At 68.1% G+C, this 20,848-nt stretch carries 20 protein-coding genes; 5 read left to right on the forward strand and 15 right to left on the reverse strand.

Annotation, left to right across the window (positions count from 1 at the left end; translation table 11 throughout):
* The first annotated feature begins 79 nt into the window (after positions 1 to 79).
* Together AC56LU_RS14520 and AC56LU_RS14525 are read left to right on the forward strand one after the other, a co-directional pair.
* The gene (locus AC56LU_RS14520) at positions 80 to 550 is read left to right on the forward strand and encodes an EVE domain-containing protein (RefSeq protein ID WP_497176318.1); all 471 of its coding nucleotides are present in this window, start codon (positions 80 to 82) and stop codon (positions 548 to 550) included.
* Positions 550 to 1,353, forward strand: a complete 804-nt coding sequence (locus AC56LU_RS14525; RefSeq protein ID WP_497176319.1) for a sulfite exporter TauE/SafE family protein — start codon at positions 550 to 552, stop codon at positions 1,351 to 1,353. The genes AC56LU_RS14520 and AC56LU_RS14525 overlap by 1 nt, the downstream gene beginning before the upstream one ends.
* Here the strand turns inward: AC56LU_RS14525 and AC56LU_RS14530 are convergent.
* Genes AC56LU_RS14530 through AC56LU_RS14540 form a run of 3 tightly spaced genes read right to left on the reverse strand, consistent with a single transcriptional unit; the run spans position 1,346 to position 5,357 of the window.
* Entirely contained in the window at positions 1,346 to 3,571 is a 2,226-nt protein-coding gene (locus AC56LU_RS14530) for a xanthine dehydrogenase family protein molybdopterin-binding subunit (RefSeq protein ID WP_497176320.1), read from the reverse strand. The genes AC56LU_RS14525 and AC56LU_RS14530 overlap by 8 nt on opposite strands.
* Positions 3,571 to 4,059: a (2Fe-2S)-binding protein gene (locus AC56LU_RS14535; protein WP_497176321.1), complete on the reverse strand. Its 489-nt coding sequence runs from the start codon at positions 4,057 to 4,059 to the stop codon at positions 3,571 to 3,573. Before AC56LU_RS14535 ends, AC56LU_RS14530 begins: the two co-directional genes overlap by 1 nt.
* Complete coding sequence (locus tag AC56LU_RS14540) at positions 4,056 to 5,357, reverse strand: c-type cytochrome (protein WP_497176322.1); 1,302 nt, start codon at positions 5,355 to 5,357, stop codon at positions 4,056 to 4,058. The genes AC56LU_RS14535 and AC56LU_RS14540 overlap by 4 nt, the downstream gene beginning before the upstream one ends.
* A 111-nt stretch (positions 5,358 to 5,468) precedes the next feature.
* On the opposite strand from AC56LU_RS14540, the gene AC56LU_RS14545 reads away from it, so the two are divergent.
* Positions 5,469 to 5,813 (forward strand): hypothetical protein, encoded by a 345-nt coding sequence (locus tag AC56LU_RS14545; RefSeq protein WP_497176323.1) that lies wholly within the window; start codon positions 5,469 to 5,471, stop codon positions 5,811 to 5,813.
* A gap of 82 nt (positions 5,814 to 5,895) precedes the next feature.
* Positions 5,896 to 8,079, forward strand: a complete 2,184-nt coding sequence (locus AC56LU_RS14550; RefSeq protein WP_497176324.1) for a hybrid sensor histidine kinase/response regulator — start codon at positions 5,896 to 5,898, stop codon at positions 8,077 to 8,079.
* 16 nt (positions 8,080 to 8,095) lie between these two features.
* Here AC56LU_RS14550 and lgt read toward each other — a convergent pair whose 3' ends face one another.
* From lgt to AC56LU_RS14565, 3 genes are all read right to left on the reverse strand, one after another.
* A complete protein-coding gene (gene lgt, locus AC56LU_RS14555) occupies positions 8,096 to 8,905 on the reverse strand; it encodes a prolipoprotein diacylglyceryl transferase (protein ID WP_497176325.1) in 810 nt (269 codons plus the stop codon).
* A 4-nt stretch (positions 8,906 to 8,909) separates the two neighbouring features.
* Positions 8,910 to 9,803 (reverse strand): LysR family transcriptional regulator, encoded by an 894-nt coding sequence (locus AC56LU_RS14560; RefSeq protein ID WP_497176326.1) that lies wholly within the window; start codon positions 9,801 to 9,803, stop codon positions 8,910 to 8,912.
* Between the two features lie 86 nt (positions 9,804 to 9,889).
* Positions 9,890 to 10,120, reverse strand: coding sequence for a TIGR04438 family Trp-rich protein (locus AC56LU_RS14565; protein ID WP_497176327.1), 231 nt, complete (start codon positions 10,118 to 10,120; stop codon positions 9,890 to 9,892).
* A 280-nt stretch (positions 10,121 to 10,400) separates the two neighbouring features.
* Between AC56LU_RS14565 and AC56LU_RS14570 the strand changes: the two genes are divergently transcribed.
* The gene (locus tag AC56LU_RS14570; RefSeq protein ID WP_497176328.1) at positions 10,401 to 10,709 is read left to right on the forward strand and encodes a c-type cytochrome; all 309 of its coding nucleotides are present in this window, start codon (positions 10,401 to 10,403) and stop codon (positions 10,707 to 10,709) included.
* A gap of 67 nt (positions 10,710 to 10,776) precedes the next feature.
* Here AC56LU_RS14570 and AC56LU_RS14575 read toward each other — a convergent pair whose 3' ends face one another.
* From AC56LU_RS14575 to folD, 9 genes are all read right to left on the reverse strand, one after another.
* A complete protein-coding gene (locus AC56LU_RS14575) occupies positions 10,777 to 11,499 on the reverse strand; it encodes an SIMPL domain-containing protein (protein ID WP_497176329.1) in 723 nt (240 codons plus the stop codon).
* 97 nt (positions 11,500 to 11,596) lie between these two features.
* Positions 11,597 to 13,180, reverse strand: coding sequence for an FAD-dependent monooxygenase (locus tag AC56LU_RS14580; RefSeq protein ID WP_497176330.1), 1,584 nt, complete (start codon positions 13,178 to 13,180; stop codon positions 11,597 to 11,599).
* A 115-nt stretch (positions 13,181 to 13,295) separates the two neighbouring features.
* Complete coding sequence (locus AC56LU_RS14585) at positions 13,296 to 13,994, reverse strand: NnrU family protein (protein ID WP_497176331.1); 699 nt, start codon at positions 13,992 to 13,994, stop codon at positions 13,296 to 13,298.
* 44 nt (positions 13,995 to 14,038) lie between these two features.
* Positions 14,039 to 16,213 (reverse strand): NHL repeat-containing protein, encoded by a 2,175-nt coding sequence (locus tag AC56LU_RS14590; RefSeq protein ID WP_497176332.1) that lies wholly within the window; start codon positions 16,211 to 16,213, stop codon positions 14,039 to 14,041.
* 120 nt (positions 16,214 to 16,333) lie between these two features.
* Positions 16,334 to 16,867, reverse strand: a complete 534-nt coding sequence (locus AC56LU_RS14595) for an REP-associated tyrosine transposase (protein WP_497176333.1) — start codon at positions 16,865 to 16,867, stop codon at positions 16,334 to 16,336.
* A 39-nt stretch (positions 16,868 to 16,906) separates the two neighbouring features.
* Positions 16,907 to 17,332, reverse strand: a complete 426-nt coding sequence (locus AC56LU_RS14600; RefSeq protein ID WP_497176334.1) for a DUF2486 family protein — start codon at positions 17,330 to 17,332, stop codon at positions 16,907 to 16,909.
* A gap of 13 nt (positions 17,333 to 17,345) precedes the next feature.
* On the reverse strand, positions 17,346 to 17,774 hold the full coding sequence (locus AC56LU_RS14605) for a DNA polymerase III subunit chi (protein WP_497176335.1): 429 nt from the start codon (positions 17,772 to 17,774) through the stop codon (positions 17,346 to 17,348).
* Positions 17,771 to 19,849 carry a M3 family metallopeptidase gene (locus AC56LU_RS14610; protein ID WP_497176336.1) on the reverse strand — a complete coding sequence of 693 codons (2,079 nt, stop codon included), beginning with the start codon at positions 19,847 to 19,849 and terminating at the stop codon, positions 17,771 to 17,773. The genes AC56LU_RS14605 and AC56LU_RS14610 overlap by 4 nt, the downstream gene beginning before the upstream one ends.
* 17 nt (positions 19,850 to 19,866) lie before the next feature.
* Complete coding sequence (gene folD, locus AC56LU_RS14615; RefSeq protein ID WP_497176337.1) at positions 19,867 to 20,775, reverse strand: bifunctional methylenetetrahydrofolate dehydrogenase/methenyltetrahydrofolate cyclohydrolase FolD; 909 nt, start codon at positions 20,773 to 20,775, stop codon at positions 19,867 to 19,869.
* Positions 20,776 to 20,848: the final 73 nt, after the last annotated feature.

Here is a 20,848-nt window from a genome sequence, read left to right on the forward strand (position 1 = left end):
TTTGGTACGCAGCCGCTTTTTTTTGCTGGGCGTTTTTAACTTGGCCGGCAACGCCGGCCAGGTTACGTATGGAGTTCTGATGCGCTATTGGTTGATGAAGTCGGAGCCCGACGAAGTCAGTTTCGACGACCTGCTGGCGGCGCCACAGCAAACGCTGGCCTGGTTTGGCGTGCGTAACTACCAGGCGCGCAATTTCATGCGCGACGGGATGGCCATCGGCGACGGCATCCTGTTCTACCACTCCAGCTGCGCGGTGCCCGGCGTGGCCGGCATCGCCACCGTCGCGAGCGGCCCGTATCCGGACGCGACCCAGTTCGACGCAAGCTCTCCCTACCACGACCCGAAAGCCACGCAGGAAAATCCGCGCTGGATCTCGGTCGACGTGCGCGCGCTGGAAAAGGGACGCTACCTGCCGCTCACCGAGATGCGCGCTGTCCCGGCGCTGGAGGACATGGTGCTGCTGCAGAAGGGCAGCCGGCTGTCGGTGTCGCCGGTAACGCAGGGCCAGTGGAACACGATCGTCGCCCTGGTGCGCGGCGGGAAGCGCTGATGGACATCATGATGATCATGGCGCTGCTGGCAATGGGCGCCTTCGGCGGCTTCGCGGCCGGGCTGCTCGGCATCGGCGGCGGCATGGTGCTGGTGCCTTTCATTACGATGATCTTCACCGCGCGCGGCATTGCGCCGGAACTGACCATCCACATGGCGATCGCCACCTCGCTCGCCACCATCCTGTTTACGTCCCTGTCCTCGGTGCGCGCCCACCACCAGCACGGCGCGGTGCTGTGGCCGGTGGTGAAGCTGCTCGTGCCGGGCATCCTGGTCGGATCCTGGATCGGGCCGTGGATCGGCAAGCAGATGAATGCCACCGTGCTGGCCGCCTTCTTCGGCGTGTTCGTCGCGTTCTCGGCCACCCAGATGCTGATCGGGAAAAAGCCGGCGGCCTCGCGCGCGCTCCCGGGCACGCCCGGCATGTTCGCCACCGGCGGCTTCATCGGCACCCTGTCGGGCATTGTCGGCGCCGGCGGCGGCTTCGTGTCGGTGCCGTTCATGACCTGGTGCGGGGTGCGCATCCACAATGCGGTGGCCACCAGCGCGGCGCTGGGCTTCCCGATCGCGTTGTCCGGGACACTCTCGAACATCTGGTTCGGCTGGGGCGAGCCCGGGCTGCCGGCCTATTCGCTCGGCTTCATCTACCTGCCGGCGCTGGCCATCATCGTGCTGGCCAGCGTGTGCATGGCGCCGGTCGGGGCGCGCACCGCGCACAAGATGCCGGTGCGGCAGCTGCAGAAGGTGTTTGCGGTGATCCTGTATGCGCTGGCGACGTACATGTTCTGGAAGGCGGTCAACTAACCGGATTGCCCGCTGCGAAACTGCGCATGCGCGCGCGGTCCATCGGCAGGTCGCGCACGCGCGCGCCGCAGGCATCGGCCACCGCATTGGCCAGCGCCGCCGCGGCCGGGCCTTGGGCCGCTTCGCCGGTGCCGAGGAAGGGCTGGCCCGGACGGTCCAGCAGGTGCACGGCGATGCGCTCCGGCACGCCGTTGAAGCGCAGGATCGGGTAGCCGGCCCAGTCCCGGCTCGCGACCCCTCCGGCATCGAAGCGCACCTGCTCCAGCAGGGTCCAGCTGGCCGACTGTACGATGCCGCCCTCGATCTGGTTGCGCACGCCGTCGGGACTCACCACTTCGCCGCAGTCCACGGCGGCGTCAAGGCGCACGATGCGCACGAAGCCGGTGTCCAGCGCCACCTCGACTTCCAGCGCGATGGCGCAGTAGGCAGCCAGGTTCTTGTAGCGGGCAAACGCAAAGCCGCGGCCACGGCCGGCGCTGCGCTGGTAACCGTCCCAGCCGAATTTCGCCGCCGCCAGCCGCACCGTCTCGATGGCGCGTGCATCCCGCAGGTGGCGCAGGCGGAAAGCCACCGGATCCTGCTTCGCGGCGCGCGCCAGTTCGTCCATGAAGCTCTCGATCGCGAACACGTTGCAGTAAGCGCCGAGCGAGCGCACTGCCGACGTGCGCACCGGCCCGGCCGGCTGGAAGCGGTGGGTCACGCGGGCATTGGGCAGCGCGTAATAGGGAATCGCATTACGGTCGCCGCCGCCTTCCGGCTGCGGGATCGGGCGCGGCGCGGGCGGCGCGAACGGGCGCGCCAGCAGCGTGGCGGCCAGCAGGTTGCCTGCCTTGCCGGGGCGGGTGGCGTGGGCCTGGCTCCAGACTTCGTACTGCCAGTCGACGATGCTGCCCGCGGCATCGAGGGTGGCCTGGACCTCGGCCAGCATCGCCGGTCCGAAGGGTTCCCAGGCGTGTTCGTCTTCGCGCATCCATTGCACCCGCACCGGCAGGTCGGGAAAGGCGCGCGCCAGCAGCACCGCATCGGCCGCGACATCGTCGGCGCCGTTGTGGCCATAGCAGCCCGACCCCTCGGCGTGGATGCAGCGCACGGCTTCTTCGGGCACGCCGAGCAGCTCGGCCAGCGCCGTGCGCAGCGGGTAGACGCCCTGCGAATGCGTCCATACCGTGTAGCGGCCGCCTTCCAGCAGCCCGATCGCGCACGATGGACCGAGCGAGGCGTGCAGCTGGTAGGGGCGGGTATACCGTGCGCGCAGCGTGCGGCCCGGTGTGCCCGGTTTGCCACGCGCCAGCACTTCCTGCGGCTGCGAGGGCAGGCTGCGCACGTGGGCGGCGATGTCGCGCCCCACCGGCAGGGTGGCCGACGCGGTGGGCAATACCTCCCAGCGCGCCGCCTGCGCCAGCGCCCTGGCCGCCTTCACCGCGCGGTATTCCTCGTCGGCGATCACGGCCAGGAAGCGGCCGTCCTGCACCACCTCGAGCACACCGGGCAGGCGCGCCACCGCCGCCCTGTCGACGCCGAGCAGGCGCGCCCCGGGCGACGGCGGACGCACCACGCGGCCGTGCATCATGGCGGGCAGGCGGATGTCCTGCAGGTAGGCCAGCTGTCCCTTCAGCTTGCCGGGGATGTCGACCCGCGGCAGCGTGGCGCCGATGTAGGACCGGGCGTTCGGCAGGCGTGGCGGCAGCGCGTCGGTGGCGCGTACATGCTGCTCGCCGCCCGCCACCAGTTCGCCGAAGCTCACGCGGCGCCGGTCGGGCGCGCGGAACACGCTGTTGTCCTGCGCCAGCGACGCCGCCGGCACTTGCAGGCGCTCGGCCGCGCGCGCGTGCAGGATGGCCCGCACCTGCGCCGCCGCGTGGCGGATCGCGGTGGCGCTGTCCTGCATCGAATGGCTGCCGGCGGTATAGCCTTCGTCGGGTGTGCGTTCGGTGTCGGCGGTGACCAGGATCAGGCGCCCGGGATCGATCTGCAGCTCGTGCGCGGCCACCTGCAGCAGCGCGGTCTTGATGCCCTGGCCCAGCTCCACCTTGCCGGTGAAGACCGTGACGCGGTTGTCGGCGCCGACCCGGATCCAGGCGTCGAGCCAGGGTGCGTCTTCCAGGCTGCCGGGCAATGCCGCGCCGGCCGCGCGCAGCGGCAGCGCGAACGACAAGGTGAGCGCGCCGCCGCTCGCCAGGAAGCGGCGCCGGCCCGGACGCTGTGGAGCCTCGTTCATCAGTAGTTCCGGATCGGCTGGGCCGCCAGCACGTCGGCGGCGCGGCGCACCGCGCGCAGGATGCGCAGGTGGGTGCCGCAGCGGCACAGGTTGGGCTGCATCCAGGCCTTGATCTGGGCGTCCGTCGGCGAGGGCACCTGTTCGAACAGGGCGGTGGCGCGCATGATCATGCCGGCGATGCAGTAGCCGCACTGCGCCGCCTGCTCGTCGATGAAGGCTTGCTGCAGCACCGAACCCGGCACCCAGCGCGTGCCGCCCGACTCCACCGTGCGCACCGCGCGGCCGCCCACCATCGACACCGGCAGCAGGCAGGACATCACCGGCTGCTTGTCGAGCATCACGGTGCAGGAACCGCACTGGCCCAGGCCGCAGCCGAACTTGGCGCCGTTGAGTTTCAGGTCGTTGCGCAGCACGTAGAGCAGCGGCGTGTCGGCGTCGACATCGACCGTGTGCGGCTTGCCGTTGACCCGCAGCGCGAATTTGCTCATGGTTTCCTCTTGTTCTGCACCGCGTCTTCCACGCTCTCTTCAAGCCCTGGCCAGGGTTCGGCCCCGGCGCCATAACGGCGCAGGTAGGCCGCCAGCGCCGTGATCCGGGCGTCATCGAGCACCGTGCCGAAGCCCGGCATCCAGCGTCCCGGGGCGTCGTCCAGCGGCACGATGCCTTCGCGGATGATGTGGACCAGGCTGCGCGGGTCCGGGTCGTACAGGGCCACCGCCTGCTGCAGCTGCAGCGCCGCGCCGGAACTGGCGCCGCGCCCGGCGTCGTGGCAGCTGGCGCAGGCCATCGCATAGGTCTCGTAGCCCAGGCGCATGCGCGCCAGGTCGGGGTCGTCGTCGCGCGGCGCCGGGAGCGGACCGGGGGTGCGGGCGGCCGGTGCGCGCGCCGGCGCCTCTTTGAGATAACCGTGGATGTAGCCGGCGAGGGCGGCGACATCCTTCTCGTCGGCCTGCCCGAGCTGGACCACCACGTCCTGCATCGGGCCGCCGGCAATGGCGTGCCCGGGTGCGATCCCGGTTCGCAGGTATTGCGCCAGGTGGGCCTGCGTCCACGGCAGCGGCGACGGCGAGCGTGCATTGAGTGCCGGGGCATACCAGTCGTCGGCCTCGCCGCCGTCGAACTGGCGCGTGATATCGGGGCCGCCAAGAAAGGTGCGCGGCGTGTGGCATGCGCTGCAGTGGGCGAGCGTATCGGCGATGTAGGCGCCGCGGTTCCACGCGGCCGGCTGGCCGGGGTGTGGCTGCCAGGGCGACTGGTCCAGGTAGAGCAGGTTCCAGAACGCCAGCAGCGGGCGAAAACCGAAGGGGAAGTTCATCCGGTTCTCGCGCGCCGGCGCGTCCAGGGCCGGGCGCGTCACAAAATAGGCGTACAGCGCGCGCATGTCGTCCTGCGCCAGCTTCGTGTAGTGCGTGTAGGGGAAGGCGGGGTAAAGCAGGTGGCCGTCGCGCGCGACGCCCTGGCGCATGGCACGCTCGAACGCCTCCAGGCTCCAGCCGCCGATGCCGGTGCCTTCATGCGGCGTGATGTTGGTGCTGAACACGGTGCCGAAGGGCGTTGCCATCGCCAGGCCGCCGGCGAAGGGCCGGGCCGGATCGACGGTGTGGCAGGATGCGCACATGCCGAGCTTCGACAGCTGGGCGCCGCGCGCCACCAGCGCAGTGTCGAATCGGGCGGGCGTCGCCTGCGCAGGCAGTGCGGGACGCCACATCAGGAAGAAGGCGGCGAGCGCCAGCACGGCGAACACCGCCAATGCCACCTTCCACCCAAATCGCCGCGTGTTCCTCATCTCATGATCTTTTCTTGCAACGCACCGAGAATAACATGGGCGAATCGACAACACCGCTTGGCGGCGCACGTCGCGGACGCCGCCCGCGCGCCGCGGTGGTATGCTGGCGCCATGACTACTGATTCCGACATCGAGCTGTCCGGCCCCTTCCAGGCCAAGGACGGCAGCGGCCGTACCCTCGACGTCAAGGCAATCCGCATCTTCGACGAGGGTTACGGGATCATCGACGTGTACGTCGACTTCAAGGCCAGGCTGGAGCCGGGTGCCTATAAAGACACTGTGCTGGTGCGGCAGATCATCGACCGCCTGCGCGCGCTCGGCTACAAGGGCCCGGACTTCGGCCACAGCGACCCGGGCCTGCAAGAGAGCCAGCTGGTGGTGCTCGAGGCGCCGGAGGAGTTTACTGCTTTCGCCAAGAGCCGGGGCTGGAAGAATTTGGCCGAAGACTTCGAATAACAGCCCGGCTGGTCCGAGCGCCAGCCCCGGCTTTGCGCCACGACCGTGCCTATAATGTCCTTTTCGACCTCAGGCCGATCGCATGCTGCTGCGCCAGGGCTCCACCGTTTCGCTCCGGCGCCTGCTGGTGCTGCTCACCGCCTTCGGCCTCCTGCCCCTGGCGCTGCTGGGCGTATGGGGCCTGCACCTCGTCAGCGAATTCCAGAAGCGTGAGCAGCAGGACCACCTGCTCGACCTGACGCGCGCCCTGTCCAGCGCGGTCGACGCCGAACTCGATGGCGCGGTCACGGCCCTGTCCGGCATCGGGCGCACGCCGGCGATGGCGGCCGGCGACCTGCGCACGGTGTACGAGATCGCCCGCATGCACGCCGCGGCCCAGCCGGAATGGCTGGCCGTGATCCTGACCGACGCCACCGGCGCCGTCCTGTTTCGCACCAATGCACCGTTCGGCCAGCCCGGCGGCATCATCGCCGATCCGCCCAGCCTGCACCGGGCGCTCGACAGCGGCCAGCCGCTGGCCGGCCGCGTCGCGATCGGCAAGGGCGGCCGCGCCGCGTTTCCGGTGCGGGTTCCTGTCACCGACAGCGCCGGCCGCCGCTATGTGCTGAGCGCGGTGATCCAGCCCGGCCGCATGCTGCGGGTGATCGAACGCCAGAAGGCGCCCGGCAGTTCCGTCATCGCGGTCGTCGACTCCGGCGGCGCCATCGTCGCGCGTTCGCGCGGGCAGGAGCAGGCGGTCGGCAGCTCGCCGCATCCTTCGCTGCTGCGCCTGCTGCGCGAGGGCGGCATGGAAGCGGCGGGCGAAACGATCTCGCGCGAAGGCAAGCCGGTAAGTTCGGCGTTTTCCCGTTCGCGCCATGGCTGGGCGGTGGCGGTCGGCGTCCCGCCCTCGGCGCTGGCGCCGGCCTCGCCGCAAGGCATGATGCTGTACGCGGCCGGCCTGGCCGCCTCGCTGCTGGCCTGCACGCTGCTGGCGACGCTGCTGTCGAACCGCATCGTGCACTCGTTCCGCAGCCTGCAGCGTGGCGCCGCGGCGCTGGGGGCGGGCCTGCCGGTGACGGTGGCGCCTTCGCGCATTACCGAGATCGACGATACCGGCAGCGCCCTGAGCGACGCCGCCGGCCAGCGCGACGCGCACGAGGCCGAACGCTCGCTGCTGCTGGCATCGCTCGAGGGCGCGCTCGAGGACAGCCGCGCGGCCTCGCGCGTCAAGGACGAATTCCTCGCCATGCTCGGCCACGAGCTGCGCAATCCGCTCAGCCCCATCGTCGCCTCGCTCGACCTGATGGACCTGCGCAACGACGCATCGAACCAGCGCGAGCGCACCATCCTGCGGCGCCAGGCCAACCAACTCAAGCGCCTGGTCGACGACCTGCTCGACGTCTCGCGCATCACCAGCGGCAAGCTGCAGATCGAACTGCATCCGGTCAACCTGGCCGAGGTGGTGCGCCATGTGACGGCATCGTTCCAGGGCAGCGTCATCGACGCGCATGCGCCGCTGGACGCATGGGTGCGGGGCGACGAGAGCCGCCTGACGCAGGTGCTCAACAATTTGCTGACCAACGCGGCGCGCTTCGGCAAGGACCGGACCGAAGTGCGGCTCGAGGCCGGCGCAGGCATGGCGCGCCTGTCGGTGCGGGACGACGGCGTCGGCATGGACCGGGAGATGCTGGAGCGCGTATTCGAACCCTTCTTCCAGGCGCCGCAGCCGCTCGCGCGCCACACCGGCGGGCTCGGACTGGGCCTGGCGATCGTGCGTCGCATCGTGGAGCTGCACGGCGGCACGGTGGCGGCCCACAGCGAGGGCCCGGGCAAGGGCAGCCGCTTCGAGGTGGCGCTGCCGCTGGTTGCGGCGCCCGAGGCGCGGGGTGGAGAGGCAGGCGCCGCGCCGCAGGCACGCCTGCTCGATGTGCTGGTGGTGGACGACAATCTCGACGCGGCCGCCAGCAGCGCCGCGCTGCTCGCGTACCTCGGACACACGGTGCGCATCGCGGGCACGGCCACGGCTGCGGTAGAGGAGGTGCGGCGCGCGGTGCCGGATGTCGCGATCCTGGACATCGGGCTGCCGGACATGGATGGCTACGCGCTGGCGGCGCAGCTGCGCGCGCAGGACGCGCACCTGCGCCTGGTGGCGCTGACCGGCTACGGCCAGCGCGCCGACGTGGCGCAGGCGCTCGGCGCAGGATTCGACCTGCACCTGACCAAGCCGGCTACGCTGGATGATCTACGGCGGGCGCTCACGCCCGCTTCAACACAGAGCGTCTGACAGCACCCTCAGGCGCTCAAGCGTGCGCCGCGCGCCCGTTCGGCTGGCGGTAGGCCCAGGCCAGCATGACCAGGGCGCCGACGATCATCGGCAGCGACAGCACCTGGCCCGAGGTGATCGGCATCCCGAGCACGGTGGTTTCCCAGTCGGGCACCCGGAAGTACTCGGTGGTGAAGCGCGCGCACCCGTACAGCAGGGTGAACATGGCGCCCACCGCCAGGCGCGGGCGCTGCTTGCGCGCATAGGGCCACAGGATCAGGAACACGACGATCCCGTCGAGCAGCATCTGGTACAGCGGCGACGGATGGCGCGGGCCCTCGACGCCCGGCCACAGCATGGCCCAGGGCAGGCTGGGGTCGGCCAGGCGGCCCGGCAGTTCGGCGTTGATGAAGTTGCCCAGGCGCCCTGCGGCATACCCGAGCGGCACCATCGGCGCGATGAAGTCGTAGACGTCGAGCAGGTTGCGTTTGCTCTTGCGCGCCCACAGCGCCATCGCGAGCAGCACGCCCAGGAAGCCGCCGTGGAAGGACATGCCGCCGCGCCAGACCATGAAGATCTCGAGCGGATGCTCCAGGAAATAGGCGGGCTGGTAGAACAGCACTTCGCCCAGGCGCCCGCCCAGCACCACCCCAAGCATGCCGTAGAACAGCATGTCGTCCAGGTCTTCGGCCTTCCAGCCCTGCGCGGCGATGTGCGGCTGGCGGATGCGCACCCGGCCCAGGATCAGGAACAGGGCGAAGGCCACCACGTACATCAGGCCATACCAGTGGATCTGCACCGGTCCGATGGCAAAGGCGATGGGATCCGGCTGCGGGTGTACTAGCATTGTTTTACTCTTTCTCGATTAAATCCAGGAAGCCCCTGAGCACGGGAGAATCGCTGTCGCGGCGCCAGGCCAGGCCAGTCTCGGCCAGCGGCGTGGGATCCAGCAAGGCACGGTATTCTACGCCCGCGCGCATCAGGTTCGACACGGATTGTGGCACAAGTGCCAATCCCATGCCGCCGGAGACCAGGCTGACGATGGTCTGCATCTGCAGCGCTTCCTGCCCGATGACGGGGGTGATGCCGGCCGCGCGGAAGCACGAGAGGATGGCGTCGTACAGGGCCGGCGCGGCGGCGCGCGGGAAGATCACCAGCGGCAGCGGCGGCAGGTCGCGCAGGCGTACCGGTCCGCCGGCGCGCAGCGCAGCCAGTCCTGCAGGGGCGCACAGGATCAGCGGCTCTTCTAACACCTTCCGGTAATCGAGAGCGGCATCGGCATGGCTTGGCAGCGGCGGAATCACGAAGCCGGCGTCGATCCGGCCGTCCAGCAGTTCATCGGCCTGGATGTCGGACGTCGCTTCGCGCAGCACCAGCCCCACCGCCGGAAAAGCGGCGCGGTAGCGCTGCAGGATCGCGGGCAGCACGCTGTAGTCGGCGGTGGAGACGAAGGCCAGCGCCAGGCGGCCCGCTTCGCCCGCGGCGACCCGGCGCACCAGGTCGGGCAGCGCGCCGGCATCGTCAAGCAGGCGACGCGCTTCCGGCAGCAGGGCGGTGCCGGCGGCGGTGAGGGTGACCTGGCGGCGGTTACGCAGGAACAGCGCGGCGCCGAGCAGCTCTTCCAGCCCGGCGATGCTTTGCGAGAGCGGCGGCTGGGTCATGTGCAGGCGCTCGGCGGCGCGGCCGAAATGCAGTTCCTCGGCGACCGTGACGAAATGGCGAAGCTGGCGGAGTTCGAGGTTCATTGATACGCGCGGTGTATGAATAGAGCTGGGTGATATGCAAAACATATCACACTACACGCGGCGTCACTTGCGGCGCAGGACCGCCGTCAGCGTTTGCTGCGCTTGTCGAAAGCCTGCTTGACGCGCGCTTCGCGATGGTGGTGAAGGACGTTGTGCTCTTTCTTCTTGTCGAGGCCGAGCGCCTTTTCGATGAACTCGAACCAGACGAAGGCGAACACCATCAGGGCGACGATGTACCACCACGACAATTCGGCAAAACGCCAGACGTCGAAAAAGCGCAGTCCGCACAGGGCGGCGATCAAGAGGATGAGCGGCATGGAAGACTCCTTCAGGCATGCATATTACAGCGAAGATATTGCCGTGTGGAAAAATCTTCTTTGTTGTAGGATTTCATCAACGTGCCCCCGGGGAGCGCTTAACAAAACCCCGAGGGCAAGGCGCATCGGCGAAGACAGTACGCTAGTACGGCAAGACGATGCAACGCAGCCATCGGGGGAATTGTTAAGCGCTCTTGCGTCTTGGTTACAGAGTGTATCCCTGGATGAAGCTTGCGGAAATCCACGGTAGAATGCATTTGTCATATACCTGGAGAAACAAATGAAACGCTCGTTGTTGTTGTGTGTGCTGATGTCGGCCTTCGCGTCCAGCGGCGCGTTCGCTCAGGCCGACCTGGCGAAAGCCAAGAATTGCATGGCGTGCCACGCCGTGGCCAACAAGCTGGTCGGTCCTTCCTACAAGGACGTCGCCGCCAAGTACAACGGCCAGAAGGGCGCCGAGGACAAGTTGGTGCAGAAAGTGATGAAGGGCGGCGCGGGCACCTGGGGCCCGGTGCCGATGCCGGCCAACCCGCAGGTGAGCGAGGCCGAAGCCCGCAGCCTGGTGAAGTGGGTGATGGCGCAGAAGTAATCCCTGCCCGCACAAGAAAAGCGCGCCTGCGTGAGCATGGCGCGCTTTTTGTTTTTTTACACGGCGCTTATTTGCCGCCGATCCGGTAGATCACGTCGACGCCCTGCGCCAGGCGCATCGCCTGGACCAGCGCCATTTCCGTTCGCGGTGGGGGGCGGCGGGTCGCGCCGCCGCGCGCGTTGGAATCGCTCGCCATGCCCATCGCGTTCGACAGGTTCTTCAGCGGGCCGATCGACACGCCGGTCGCCGCCCCCAGCCGGGCGCCGACGCCGCGCGCGATGTCCTGCGCCTTGCGCTTGGCCGAGGCAAGCGCCTGCCGGAGGAGCTCGCTTTCGACTTTCTCGCGGTCGCTGCTGTTGAAGGAGACGGCCAGCGATTCGATGTCCTTCATGACGAGCAGGGCCTGCATCACCGGCGTCCAGTGGGCCATGTCGCGCACCGTGACGTGCATCGAGACCCGCGTCTCCATCGGCATCGGCTGTCCCTCGGGCAGGACCTCGACCTTGCGCGGGCAGCGCACGATATCCTGCACGAACACGTCCTCCGTCGCGATGCCGTTCTGGGCGAACAGCGCGCGGCTCGCTTCGAGCCGTTCATTGACCAGCTTCCAGGCGGCGTCGGCATCGGGTTCGAGCGACACGAGGTCGATATCGATCTCGCCGACATCGGGCATGATGTACTGGTCGGCGGTCGCACTGACGTGGATGAAGGGATGATTGGGCAGGTCGGCCGCCATGCCGGGAAGGGCGGTGGCGGCCAGCAACAGGGCGGCAAGCAATCGGTTCAGCATGCGGGCACTCCGTGGTCCGTGGGAATGCCTCGACAATAAATTAAGTAGACAAACATGTCTACAAAATGTTTGCTCGGATCTGCAGCTTATGCGTGCTTCATGGAACGGCCGGTTTCGGCTGGCATACACGGAAGCGCTGGTAGTTCAGGTCGCAGAAATAATCTTCCAGCGCCTGCGCCGAGGCCCCCGGGTCGCACAGGGCCACGTAGCCGTCCGGTCGCAGCAGGTAGCCGGCATTGCGCGCAAAGCCGGCCTCGTCGTGCACCGAACCCCATTCGAATTCGCGCAGGATCATGCCGTGGCGGTCGCACCAGGCGCGCAGGTCCGGGTAGGCCTGGCCATAGACGTGCACCTGCCAGTCGATCCGCGCCGATGGCGCGAAGTTATCCTGTACCTCGTCGACCGCTTCGCGCATCACCCAGGGCAGGCGGTCGCCGCCATGCACGCGGCCGGCCACGCCGCTCGACAGCGGGCTGTCGTGGTAGCTGATCGTGGTCTGCGACAGGATCCGGAAGATCATCTCGCGCACCGGTCCAATGCCGTAGGCGGCGCTGGCGAACATCGGCGCGATGCGGGTGCGCACGAAATCGGCGAAGCCGCTCTCCGCAGTGACGAAGCTGAACAAGCGGTCGGTCGTGTCGACCAGCTTGCGAGCAAAGGCAATACGCTCTTGTTCATAGGTGTCGAGCAGGCTGTCGGGCGCATCGCCGCGCACCACGGCGGCCAGTTTCCAGGCCAGGTTGATGGCGTCGCCGATCCCGGTGTTCATGCCCTGGCCGCCTGCCGGGCTGTGCACGTGGGCGGCGTCGCCGAGCAGGAAGACGTGGCCGCATTGGCCACCCCTGTAGTGGTCGGTCACCCGGTGGTGCACACGGTAGGTCGAGAACCAGTGCACCTGCTCGACTTCCAGCCCGAGGCTGGTCATGGCGCGGTGGCTGACGTCCTTGAAGCTCAGCGCCCCGGCCGCGTCGGTCACGCCGCCGCGCTCGTCACGGATGGTGCCGACCAGGCGTCCGCGTCCGCTGTCGTCGTAGCCCAGGAAGATGACGAAATCCGCCGTTTCGAGCGACAGGTGGATTTCGCCGTTCGCCGCCTGGCCGCGCGACTGCACGTCGGCGACATAGAAGATGTGGTCGTAGGTGCCGCCGCCAAACCCCGTGCCGAGCGTGCGCCGCACGAAGGAACGGGCGCCGTCGCAGCCGGCCAGGTAGCGCGCCTCGACGTGCAGGTCTTCGCCGCTGGCGCGGCGCAGCCGGGCCAGCACGTGGTCGTCTTCTTCCTCGAACTCGGCCAGCTCGGTGCGGCGCAGGATCGACACCCCGGCCGCCTCGAGATGGCGCTCGAGCAGCCGTTCATGCGCGTCCTGCGGATAGATCAGCACATACGGGTAGGGCGTCAGGCGGGCGCCGGCATCGCGCAGCGACAGCCTGGCGCGGCGCTTGCCCCTGACCCACAGGTTGATGCAGGGATTCGGGCGGCCGGCGGCGGCCACCTCGTCGGCCAGCCCGAGCGCGCGGTACAGCTCCAGCGTGCGCGCCTGCACCGCCATCGCGCGCGAGGTCGTGCCCGGTCCGTCGGCACTGTCGACGATGCAGATCCGGATGCCCTGCTTTGCCAGCGCCAGCGCCAGCACCATGCCGGTGGGGCCCGCGCCGGCGATGAGTACGTCATATCGGTCCACGATGGCCTCCTGTAACAAGCCACGACGCAAGCCTACTCTATGTACAGACGCCGGCGAGACCGAAATGTTCCGCTCTCGCGCAGGAGGATCCGGGATATTCGTTGTCGAGACAGGATCAGGTTAGCCAGCGCCAGATGCCCGCTGCCCGTCCGGCCAGCGGTATGTGCGCCCAGGTCGCCAGCAGCCACACCAGCAGGCCACCGCCCAGCGCGTGGGCGCCCAAACCGGAGATACCTCCCACGCGCGCCCGGCCCTGGAGGATGGCCGCGAAGGGCCAGTAGCTGGTGCGCTGTTCCCAGGCCGGCCAGCCCTGCGGATCGAGCGCAGCCTTCTTGCGGTCCTGGAGCGCCGCGCCGACCAGCGACAGCAGGATGATGGCGAGCGCGACGATGATATTTCTGGTCACCGGATACACCAGGATGTGCACCACGCCCCAGATGGCGAACGCCCACAGCATGGGATGCCGGGTGATGGCATAGACGCCGCGCGCCTCGGCGCTGGCTGCGTTGCTGGCGCCCGGCATGGCTGGATTGCGCACCAGCGAGCCGAGCAGCATCACGGACGCCGCCAGCATCAGAATCGTGGCCAGCGCCCACATGCCATCGCCGACGTTCCAGAGCGGCGCACCGACCGGGGTCTTCGGGTAGAAATGGCCCATGGCGCCCAGGGTGGCGAAAGCGACGAAGGAATACAGCGCCAGGAAGCCTTTTTCGCCCACTGCCTTCACCAGGGGACGGCGCAAGGGATGCGACAGGAGGAAGTGCGATCCAACGAAGGCGCCGGCAGAGCCCAGCAGTAACATTGATTCGTCCATCTGCGGCTCCTTCGTGAATGTCGCGGTGCGCCAACTATACGCCCTTACTCGACCACCAGGGGCAAGTCCCTTCCTTCCAGGGCTACCTGTCCAGCATAGTCCGCTGCATGGATGCGCAGGATGTACTCGCCCGGTGCGATGCCGCCGAGCTGCCAGCTGCCGGTCTCGACCTCGCCATCCTGCAAACGGCTGTGCAGCGCATAGGCGAACTGGGTGGCCTTGCTGCCGTACACGGTGATGCCGCTGTTGGGCGCATAGACGGCCTTGACCGCATCGGGGTTGCGCGGCAGGCGGTCGTACACCTGGGTGATCAGGGGGCGCTCATGGCCGGGCACGGGCGTGCCGTCGGCGCGCAGCAGCTGGTAGCCGAGCTTGTACAGCCCGAGGCGGCGGCGCGCCAGGTTGCCGTCCACCTGGTCGTAGGCGTCCACGACGATATTCACCTCGCCCAGCGAACGCGGCACCCGAAGGCGCTTGTCCAGTGCCGGCCGCTTGCGCGTGCCGCTTGGCGGGCGCAGGCGCTTTCCGGTGCTGTCGAACAGCGCGATACTGTTGATGCGCGGCGCCACGGTGTCGGTGAAGCCCACGAAGGGAAGGCTGAGCGGATTGACCACCGCGCCGCCCTGGTAATAGTCGAGGTGGACGTGGGCCATCGCATTGATGGTGCCGAGCGGGTCGCCCACGGCGAAGCGGGTGCCGCGCGGCACGCGCACGCGCTCGGCCTTGCCGCGCGCCTTGCCGTCCTGAGCGGTGAGCACCTGGAAACGCGGATCGAGCGGCCGGCCGCGGGTGTCGCGCCCGACCCGCATGTGGATGTACGACAGCGGCCCGACGCTGATGCCCTCGCTGAGCGAGTCGAAGCCCCAGTTGGCGTACGGGTCCGATACCTTCGAGGGGAACACGGCCAGCACTTTCGAGCCGACGTCGGCGCGCACGTCGAGGCCGGCGTGGAAGTGGTCGCGGCTGTCGCCGTTGTAGCTGCCGCGTACCTCGCCCATCACGCCGACCACCTCATGCACGCTGTCCTGCGGGCCGACCGGCCACGGCATCGGCGCCTGGCGCCGCACCGCGACGGGTTGTGACCTTTCTGGCGCCGCTTCTCCGGGGCGCGGGCTGGACAGGCGATGCACGCGGTGGGCCTGGGCATCGGCCACCACCAGGCTGCCGTCGCGCTCGACCGCGATGCCGCGCGGGCCGTAGAGCTGCACGGTGCCGTCGGGACCGAAGCCGTCGCCGGAGGCGGGGAGGTCGGCGTCCGGCAGCGGACGGACTTCGCCCTCCGGCGTGAGCTGCAGGATGCGCCCGCCCGCGCTGGCCGCGATGTACAGGTAGCCGTCGCGGGTCAGGGCCAGGGCGACCGGGCGGCGCAGGGGCGCCCGGCGTTCTCCGTCGGCGGGGGCCGCGATGGTCGTCACCGTGCCATCGAGGGCGGCGCGGCGGATGGCGTTGTTGCCGGTATCGGCGACGTAGAGCGTGCCGTTGGTGGTCACCGCGACCGCGCTCGGGGTGTCGAAGCTGGCCGCCGTGCCCATGCCATCGGCGTTGCCCGGCCTGCTGCCGCCCGCGACGGTGGTGACGCTGCCGTCGCGGCCGATGCGGCGGATGCGGTCGTTATAGGTGTCGGCCACGTACACGATGCCGGCGTCGTCCACCGCGAGGCCGACCGGGCCGTTGAACCGGGCGGCGCGGCCGATGCCGTCGACGTCGCCGGGCGCGCCGTTGCCGGCAAGCGTGGTGACGCTGCCGTCTTTCGCGATCTTGCGGATGGCGTGGTTGCCGGTGTCGGCCACGAACAGGTTGCCCTCGTGGTCGAAAGCCAGCGCGGAAGGGGTGTGGAAGGCGGCCGCGCTGCCGGTGCCGTCCTGGAACCCTTCCTTGCTGCCGGCGAATGTAGCGACGCTGCCATCGGGCGCGATCGTGCGGATGCGGTTGCTGTTGCCGGCGTCGGCGATGTAGATCGTGCCTTTGCTGTCGAGGGCGACGCCGAACGGATCGTCGAAACGGCTGCTTGCTGCGGGGCCGTCCACCGCGCCGGGAATGCCGTCGCCGGCCAGGGTGGTGACGCGGGCGGGCCAGAACGGCGTCGTCCTGGCGGCCTTGGGCGTGAGCACGGCCAGCGCGCCGGGCTGGCGCCCGATGATGTCGGTGAAGTAGAGGACGGCGCCGGCCGCCACGATGCCCGCGCCGGCGAGGGACGCGATGAGGGTCTTTCGGTTCACTGGAGTTGCCAGAAAATTGCTGAGGCAGCAATCTTAGCGGATACATGTGAACCATGTTGCACGTAGGGTGGGCGGGTTTCCCGCCCACGCGTTCAACCAACGGATGCGGCGTCGTAACGCCTATTCGAACTCCATCCCGTCACACACTGGATTACCGCCCCAATCTGCCGCGTACAGGCCCGCCCGGACAAACCGTCCGAACGTCGAATACGGCCACTCGGACGCCGCCTTCACGAATCCGTGCTTCACTGGATTGAAATGGATGTAATCGACGTGCCGCTCCATGTCGGCCTCGTCCCGGATCTCGTGTTCCCAGAAACGGCGCTGCCAAATGGCCGCCGTGCGTTGGCGTTGCCGGGACTTTGACAGCGTTGCCGAATACTGCTGGCCGCAAGTGTGCGAAACGTGGTGCTTGATTTGCGACCAGCGCGATGAGAAGTTGGTATCGCCGTCGGGCAGCGTCCAGATACAGTGCAGGTGGTCCCGCATCAAGACCATTGCATCGGTGGTGAACAGCCGCCGGAGTCGGACGCGTTCGATGGCCTGGCGTAGCGCGGTGCGAACGGCATCGTCGCACAGGATGGGCCGGCGGCGATGCGTGACGACCGTGAAGAAGTAGGTAGTGCCAGTCAGGGCGCGGCGGTAGCGGGGCATTGGCGCATGGTAGACGGTGCGCCAGCAGTGAAATGTGCGTCAGATCAATGTGGGTTTGGACGCGTGGGCGGGAGACCCGCCCACCCTACGGAGATGCTCGAGTTCCTTGTCCACCGCCTGGCTGACGATCTCGCCTAGAGCTTCATTCAAGCCTGCGCGCAGGTCGGCGGTGAACGACTCTAACGTGCGCTGCATGGCGTCGGCCATGGCGTCGCGTACGCGCTGCTCAAGCACGAAGTCGACGCGGCCCTGCAGCTGCTGCAGCACGCGCTCGGTGACGCGGCGTTCCAGCACGCTCCATTCCTCGCCGGTCCAGCGCTCGTGGGCGCGGCGTTCCAGCTGTTCGCCCGAGGCTTCCTGGGCCGGCACGGGCGCCGCCGTCGGCGCGGCTGCTTCCGTGACAACTTCGCTGACGACTTCGGTCAGTACCGGGATGCTCGGGTCGAAAGCTGGGTTCTCGTTCATGACTGTCCTGGGCTCATGATTGACCCGCAACGAAGTGGGTCAGGGGATAGTTCTGCTTCTTGTAGGCGACGTAGCGCTGGCGCCCGGCGGCGGCGTCGTCCTCGTCGATCGAGATGATCTCGAACACGCGCGCGAACTGTGATAGTAGCGCAGGAGTGCGGCGGGTGAGGTTGACCAGCATCTCATGATGGGGCAATGGCAGCCCCTCGTCAGCGGTGATGATGACAGGCGTTTCATTCGCCAATGGGTCACCGGCCGGCACGTGCGGGATGAAGTCGGTGCCGGACACCGTCCACAGCGCCGCGTTCAGGGCCTCGGCCTGGGCGGCATCCTCGGCCAGCACCACCACCCTGGCCTTGGCCGCGTAGGCCTTGCGGGCCAGGCGGCAGGCGTAGGCCAGCTTGTCGGGGATGTTGGTGTGGAAGTCGATCCGGGTCGTCATGGGGCGTTCATGCCGCTATGGCGCAGCAGCGCGTCGATCGAGGGTTCGCGGCCGCGGAAGGCCCGGAACGATTCCAGCGCCGGACGCGAACCGCCCACCGCCAGGATCTCCTGCTGGAAGCGCTTGCCGGTCTCCTGCAGCTTGCCGGACTCTAAAGCCTCCTCGAACGCCGCATAGGCGTCGGCGGACAGCACTTCGGCCCACTTGTAGCTGTAGTAGCCGGCCGCATAGCCGCCCGAGAAAATGTGGCCGAACGAATGCTGGAAACGGTTGAAGCTCGGCGGGATCATCACCGAGAACTGCTTGCGGATGTCGTCGATCAGGTGCTGGACCGTGCGCTCGCTTTGCGGATCGAAGTCGTAGTGCAGGTGCATGTCGATCAGCGAGAACTCGACCTGGCGCAGCGTCATCATCCCGGACTGGAAGTTCTTTGCGGCCAGCATCTTGTCGTACAGCGCGCGCGGCAGCGGTTCGCCCGTCTTCACGTGCGCCGTCATCTGCTGCAGCTTGTCCCACTCCCAGCAGAAGTTTTCCATGAACTGGGACGGCAACTCCACCGCATCCCATTCGACACCCGAAATGCCGGAGACCGACAGCTCCTCGACTTCGGTCAGCATGTGATGCAGGCCGTGGCCGAATTCGTGGAACAGGGTGATGACTTCGTCGTGCGTGAACAGCGACGGCTGCTGCTTGCCGTCCACCGTGGCGGGTGGCGTGAAGTTGCAGGTCAGGTAGGCGATCGGCGTCTGCACGATGCCGCCAATGGTCACGCGGCGGCCGCGCGCATCGTCCATCCAGGCGCCCTGGTTCTTGCCCGGGCGGGCGTACAGGTCGAGGTAGAACTGGCCGATGAGCTGGCCCGCGCGCTCGATGCGGAAGAAGCGCACGTCCGGATGCCACACGGTCGCCACATCCTGCCTGATCTGCACGTCGAACAGGTCCTGGATGACGGTGAACAGGCCCTCGACGACCTTCGGCTCCGGGAAGTATTCCTTCACTTCCTTCTCGGAGAAGGCATAGCGCTGCTCGCGCAGCTTCTCGGAAGCATAGGCCACGTCCCAGGATTGCAGGTCAAGGATGCCCAGCTCGCCGCGCGCAAAGGCGCGCAGCTCTTCCAGGTCTTTTTCGGCGAACGGGCGGGCGCGCCTGGCCAGGTCCTGGAGGAACTCGACCACGTGCTGCGGGCTCTCGGCCATCTTCGGCACCAGCGAGACCTCGGCGAAGTTCGCGTATTCCAGCAGCTGGGCTTCTTCGTGGCGCAGCTGCAGCAGCTTGACGATGTTGGCCGTGTTGTCCCACTTCGCGCTGTCGCTGAACATGCTGCCGGCTTCCGAGGCCTTGGTGCTGCTCGCGCGGTAGATGGTTTCGCGCAGGGCGCGGTTGTCGCAGAACTGCAGCACCGGGTAATAGGACGGGAAGTGCAGGGTGAACTGCCAGCCGGCCTTGCCGTCCTTCTCGGCCAGTGCGCGGGCCGCAAGCTTGACGTCGTCGGGGATGCCGCTCAGCTCCGCTTCGTTCTCGACCAGCAGCTTGTAGTCGTTGGTTGCGTCCAGCACGTTCTGCGAGAAGTTGGTCGAGGTCGCGGCCTGCTGTTCCTGGATCTCGGCGAAGCGCTCCTTCTTATCCTCGGGCAGCTCGGCGCCGCCCAGGCGGAAGTCGCGCAGTGCGTTCTCGACGATGCGCTTGCGCGCCGGGGTGAGGGTAGCGTATTCGCTGCTGGTGCGGAGCAGCTTGTACTTGGCGAACAAGGCCTCGTTCTGGCTCAGCGCGGTCCAGAACTCGGTGACCTTGGGCTGGTTTTCGTTGTAGGTGGCGCGCAGCTCGGGCGTGTCCACCACGTGGTTCAGGTGGTTGACCACGCCCCAGGCCCGGCCCAGGCGTTCGGTGGCTTCCTCGAGCGGGATCACGAAGCTGTCCCACGTCACCTCGTCCGAAGGGGCTTCCAGCTGGGCGACCACGTCGGCCGCCCCCTTGATCAGTTGCTCGATGGCCGGCGTCACGTGCTCCGGCTTGACCAGGTCGAACCGGGTCAGGCCGGAAAAATCGAGGAGGGGATTGCTGGTGGCAGTGGTCATGGCTTTCCTTTTGAGGTTCAGGCCACGCCGGGCTTCGGTTCCATTCCCGTTGCCTGGCTGGGGCAGTCTTGGCTGGCGGAGTGCACGCGTTCGGCGGACTCCACGGTGTTCATCAACAGCATGGTGATCGTCATCGGACCGACGCCGCCCGGCACCGGCGTGATGTGGGACGCGACTTCGCGCACGCCGGCGTAATCCACGTCGCCGCACAGCTTGCCCGCGTCGTCGCGGTTCATGCCGACGTCGATCACGATCGCGCCCGGCTTGACCATGTCGGCGGTCAGGGTGTTGCGGCGGCCGACGGCGGCCACCACCACATCGGCCTGGCGGGTGTACAGGCCCAGGTCCGGCGTCGCGCTATGGCAGATGGTGACGGTGGCGTTGGCTTGCAAGAGCAGCAGGGCCATCGGTTTGCCGACCGTGTTCGAGCGGCCGATCACGACCGCGTGCTTGCCGCGCAGGTCGACGCCGGTGGTCTCGATCAGCTTCATGCAGCCATACGGCGTGCAGGGACGGAAGCCCGGCAGGTTGGCGACCAGTTCGCCGGCCGACAGCACCGAATAACCGTCGACGTCCTTGGCTGTCGAGATCGCCTCGATGACCCGGCTCGGGTCGATATGCTTCGGCAGCGGCATCTGCACCAGGATGCCGTGGATCGCCGGGTCGGCGTTCAGGGCGGCGATCCGGTCGAGCAGGGCTTGTTCGCTCAGGTCGGCGTCGTACTTTTCCAGCACCGAATGGAAGCCGACATCGCCGCAGGCCTTGACCTTGTTGCGCACGTAGACGTGGCTGGCCGGGTCTTCGCCGACCAGGATCACGGCCAGGCCGGGCTGGCGGCCGCTGGCGGTGAGCTTGGCGGCGCGCTGGGCGATTTCGCCGCGCAGTTGTTGGGAAAGGAGGACTCCGTCGATGTTCTGGGCTGGCATGTTTTGGCTCGGGCTAGGCAAAAACGAAATTATAAGGCCCATGCTCATATCGCGCGCCGCGACGAAGCGAGCA

It is taken from the genome of Telluria sp. PB2R4 (assembly GCF_059685695.1).

Excerpts from the sequence above, each read along its gene's own strand:
- AC56LU_RS14520 (WP_497176318.1), top strand. The coding sequence starts at position 80 with ATGCGCTATTGGTTGATGAAGTCGGAGCCCGACGAAGTCAGTTTCGAC.
- AC56LU_RS14525 (WP_497176319.1), top strand. The coding sequence starts at position 550 with ATGGACATCATGATGATCATGGCGCTGCTGGCAATGGGCGCCTTCGGC.
- AC56LU_RS14530 (WP_497176320.1), bottom strand. The coding sequence starts at position 3,571 with ATGAACGAGGCTCCACAGCGTCCGGGCCGGCGCCGCTTCCTGGCGAGC.
- AC56LU_RS14535 (WP_497176321.1), bottom strand. The coding sequence starts at position 4,059 with ATGAGCAAATTCGCGCTGCGGGTCAACGGCAAGCCGCACACGGTCGAT.
- AC56LU_RS14540 (WP_497176322.1), bottom strand. The coding sequence starts at position 5,357 with ATGAGGAACACGCGGCGATTTGGGTGGAAGGTGGCATTGGCGGTGTTC.
- AC56LU_RS14545 (WP_497176323.1), top strand. The coding sequence starts at position 5,469 with ATGACTACTGATTCCGACATCGAGCTGTCCGGCCCCTTCCAGGCCAAG.
- AC56LU_RS14550 (WP_497176324.1), top strand. The coding sequence starts at position 5,896 with ATGCTGCTGCGCCAGGGCTCCACCGTTTCGCTCCGGCGCCTGCTGGTG.
- lgt (WP_497176325.1), bottom strand. The coding sequence starts at position 8,905 with ATGCTAGTACACCCGCAGCCGGATCCCATCGCCTTTGCCATCGGACCG.
- AC56LU_RS14560 (WP_497176326.1), bottom strand. The coding sequence starts at position 9,803 with ATGAACCTCGAACTCCGCCAGCTTCGCCATTTCGTCACGGTCGCCGAG.
- AC56LU_RS14565 (WP_497176327.1), bottom strand. The coding sequence starts at position 10,120 with ATGCCGCTCATCCTCTTGATCGCCGCCCTGTGCGGACTGCGCTTTTTC.
- AC56LU_RS14570 (WP_497176328.1), top strand. The coding sequence starts at position 10,401 with ATGAAACGCTCGTTGTTGTTGTGTGTGCTGATGTCGGCCTTCGCGTCC.
- AC56LU_RS14575 (WP_497176329.1), bottom strand. The coding sequence starts at position 11,499 with ATGCTGAACCGATTGCTTGCCGCCCTGTTGCTGGCCGCCACCGCCCTT.
- AC56LU_RS14585 (WP_497176331.1), bottom strand. The coding sequence starts at position 13,994 with ATGGACGAATCAATGTTACTGCTGGGCTCTGCCGGCGCCTTCGTTGGA.
- AC56LU_RS14595 (WP_497176333.1), bottom strand. The coding sequence starts at position 16,867 with ATGCCCCGCTACCGCCGCGCCCTGACTGGCACTACCTACTTCTTCACG.
- AC56LU_RS14600 (WP_497176334.1), bottom strand. The coding sequence starts at position 17,332 with ATGAACGAGAACCCAGCTTTCGACCCGAGCATCCCGGTACTGACCGAA.
- AC56LU_RS14605 (WP_497176335.1), bottom strand. The coding sequence starts at position 17,774 with ATGACGACCCGGATCGACTTCCACACCAACATCCCCGACAAGCTGGCC.
- AC56LU_RS14610 (WP_497176336.1), bottom strand. The coding sequence starts at position 19,849 with ATGACCACTGCCACCAGCAATCCCCTCCTCGATTTTTCCGGCCTGACC.
- folD (WP_497176337.1), bottom strand. The coding sequence starts at position 20,775 with ATGCCAGCCCAGAACATCGACGGAGTCCTCCTTTCCCAACAACTGCGC.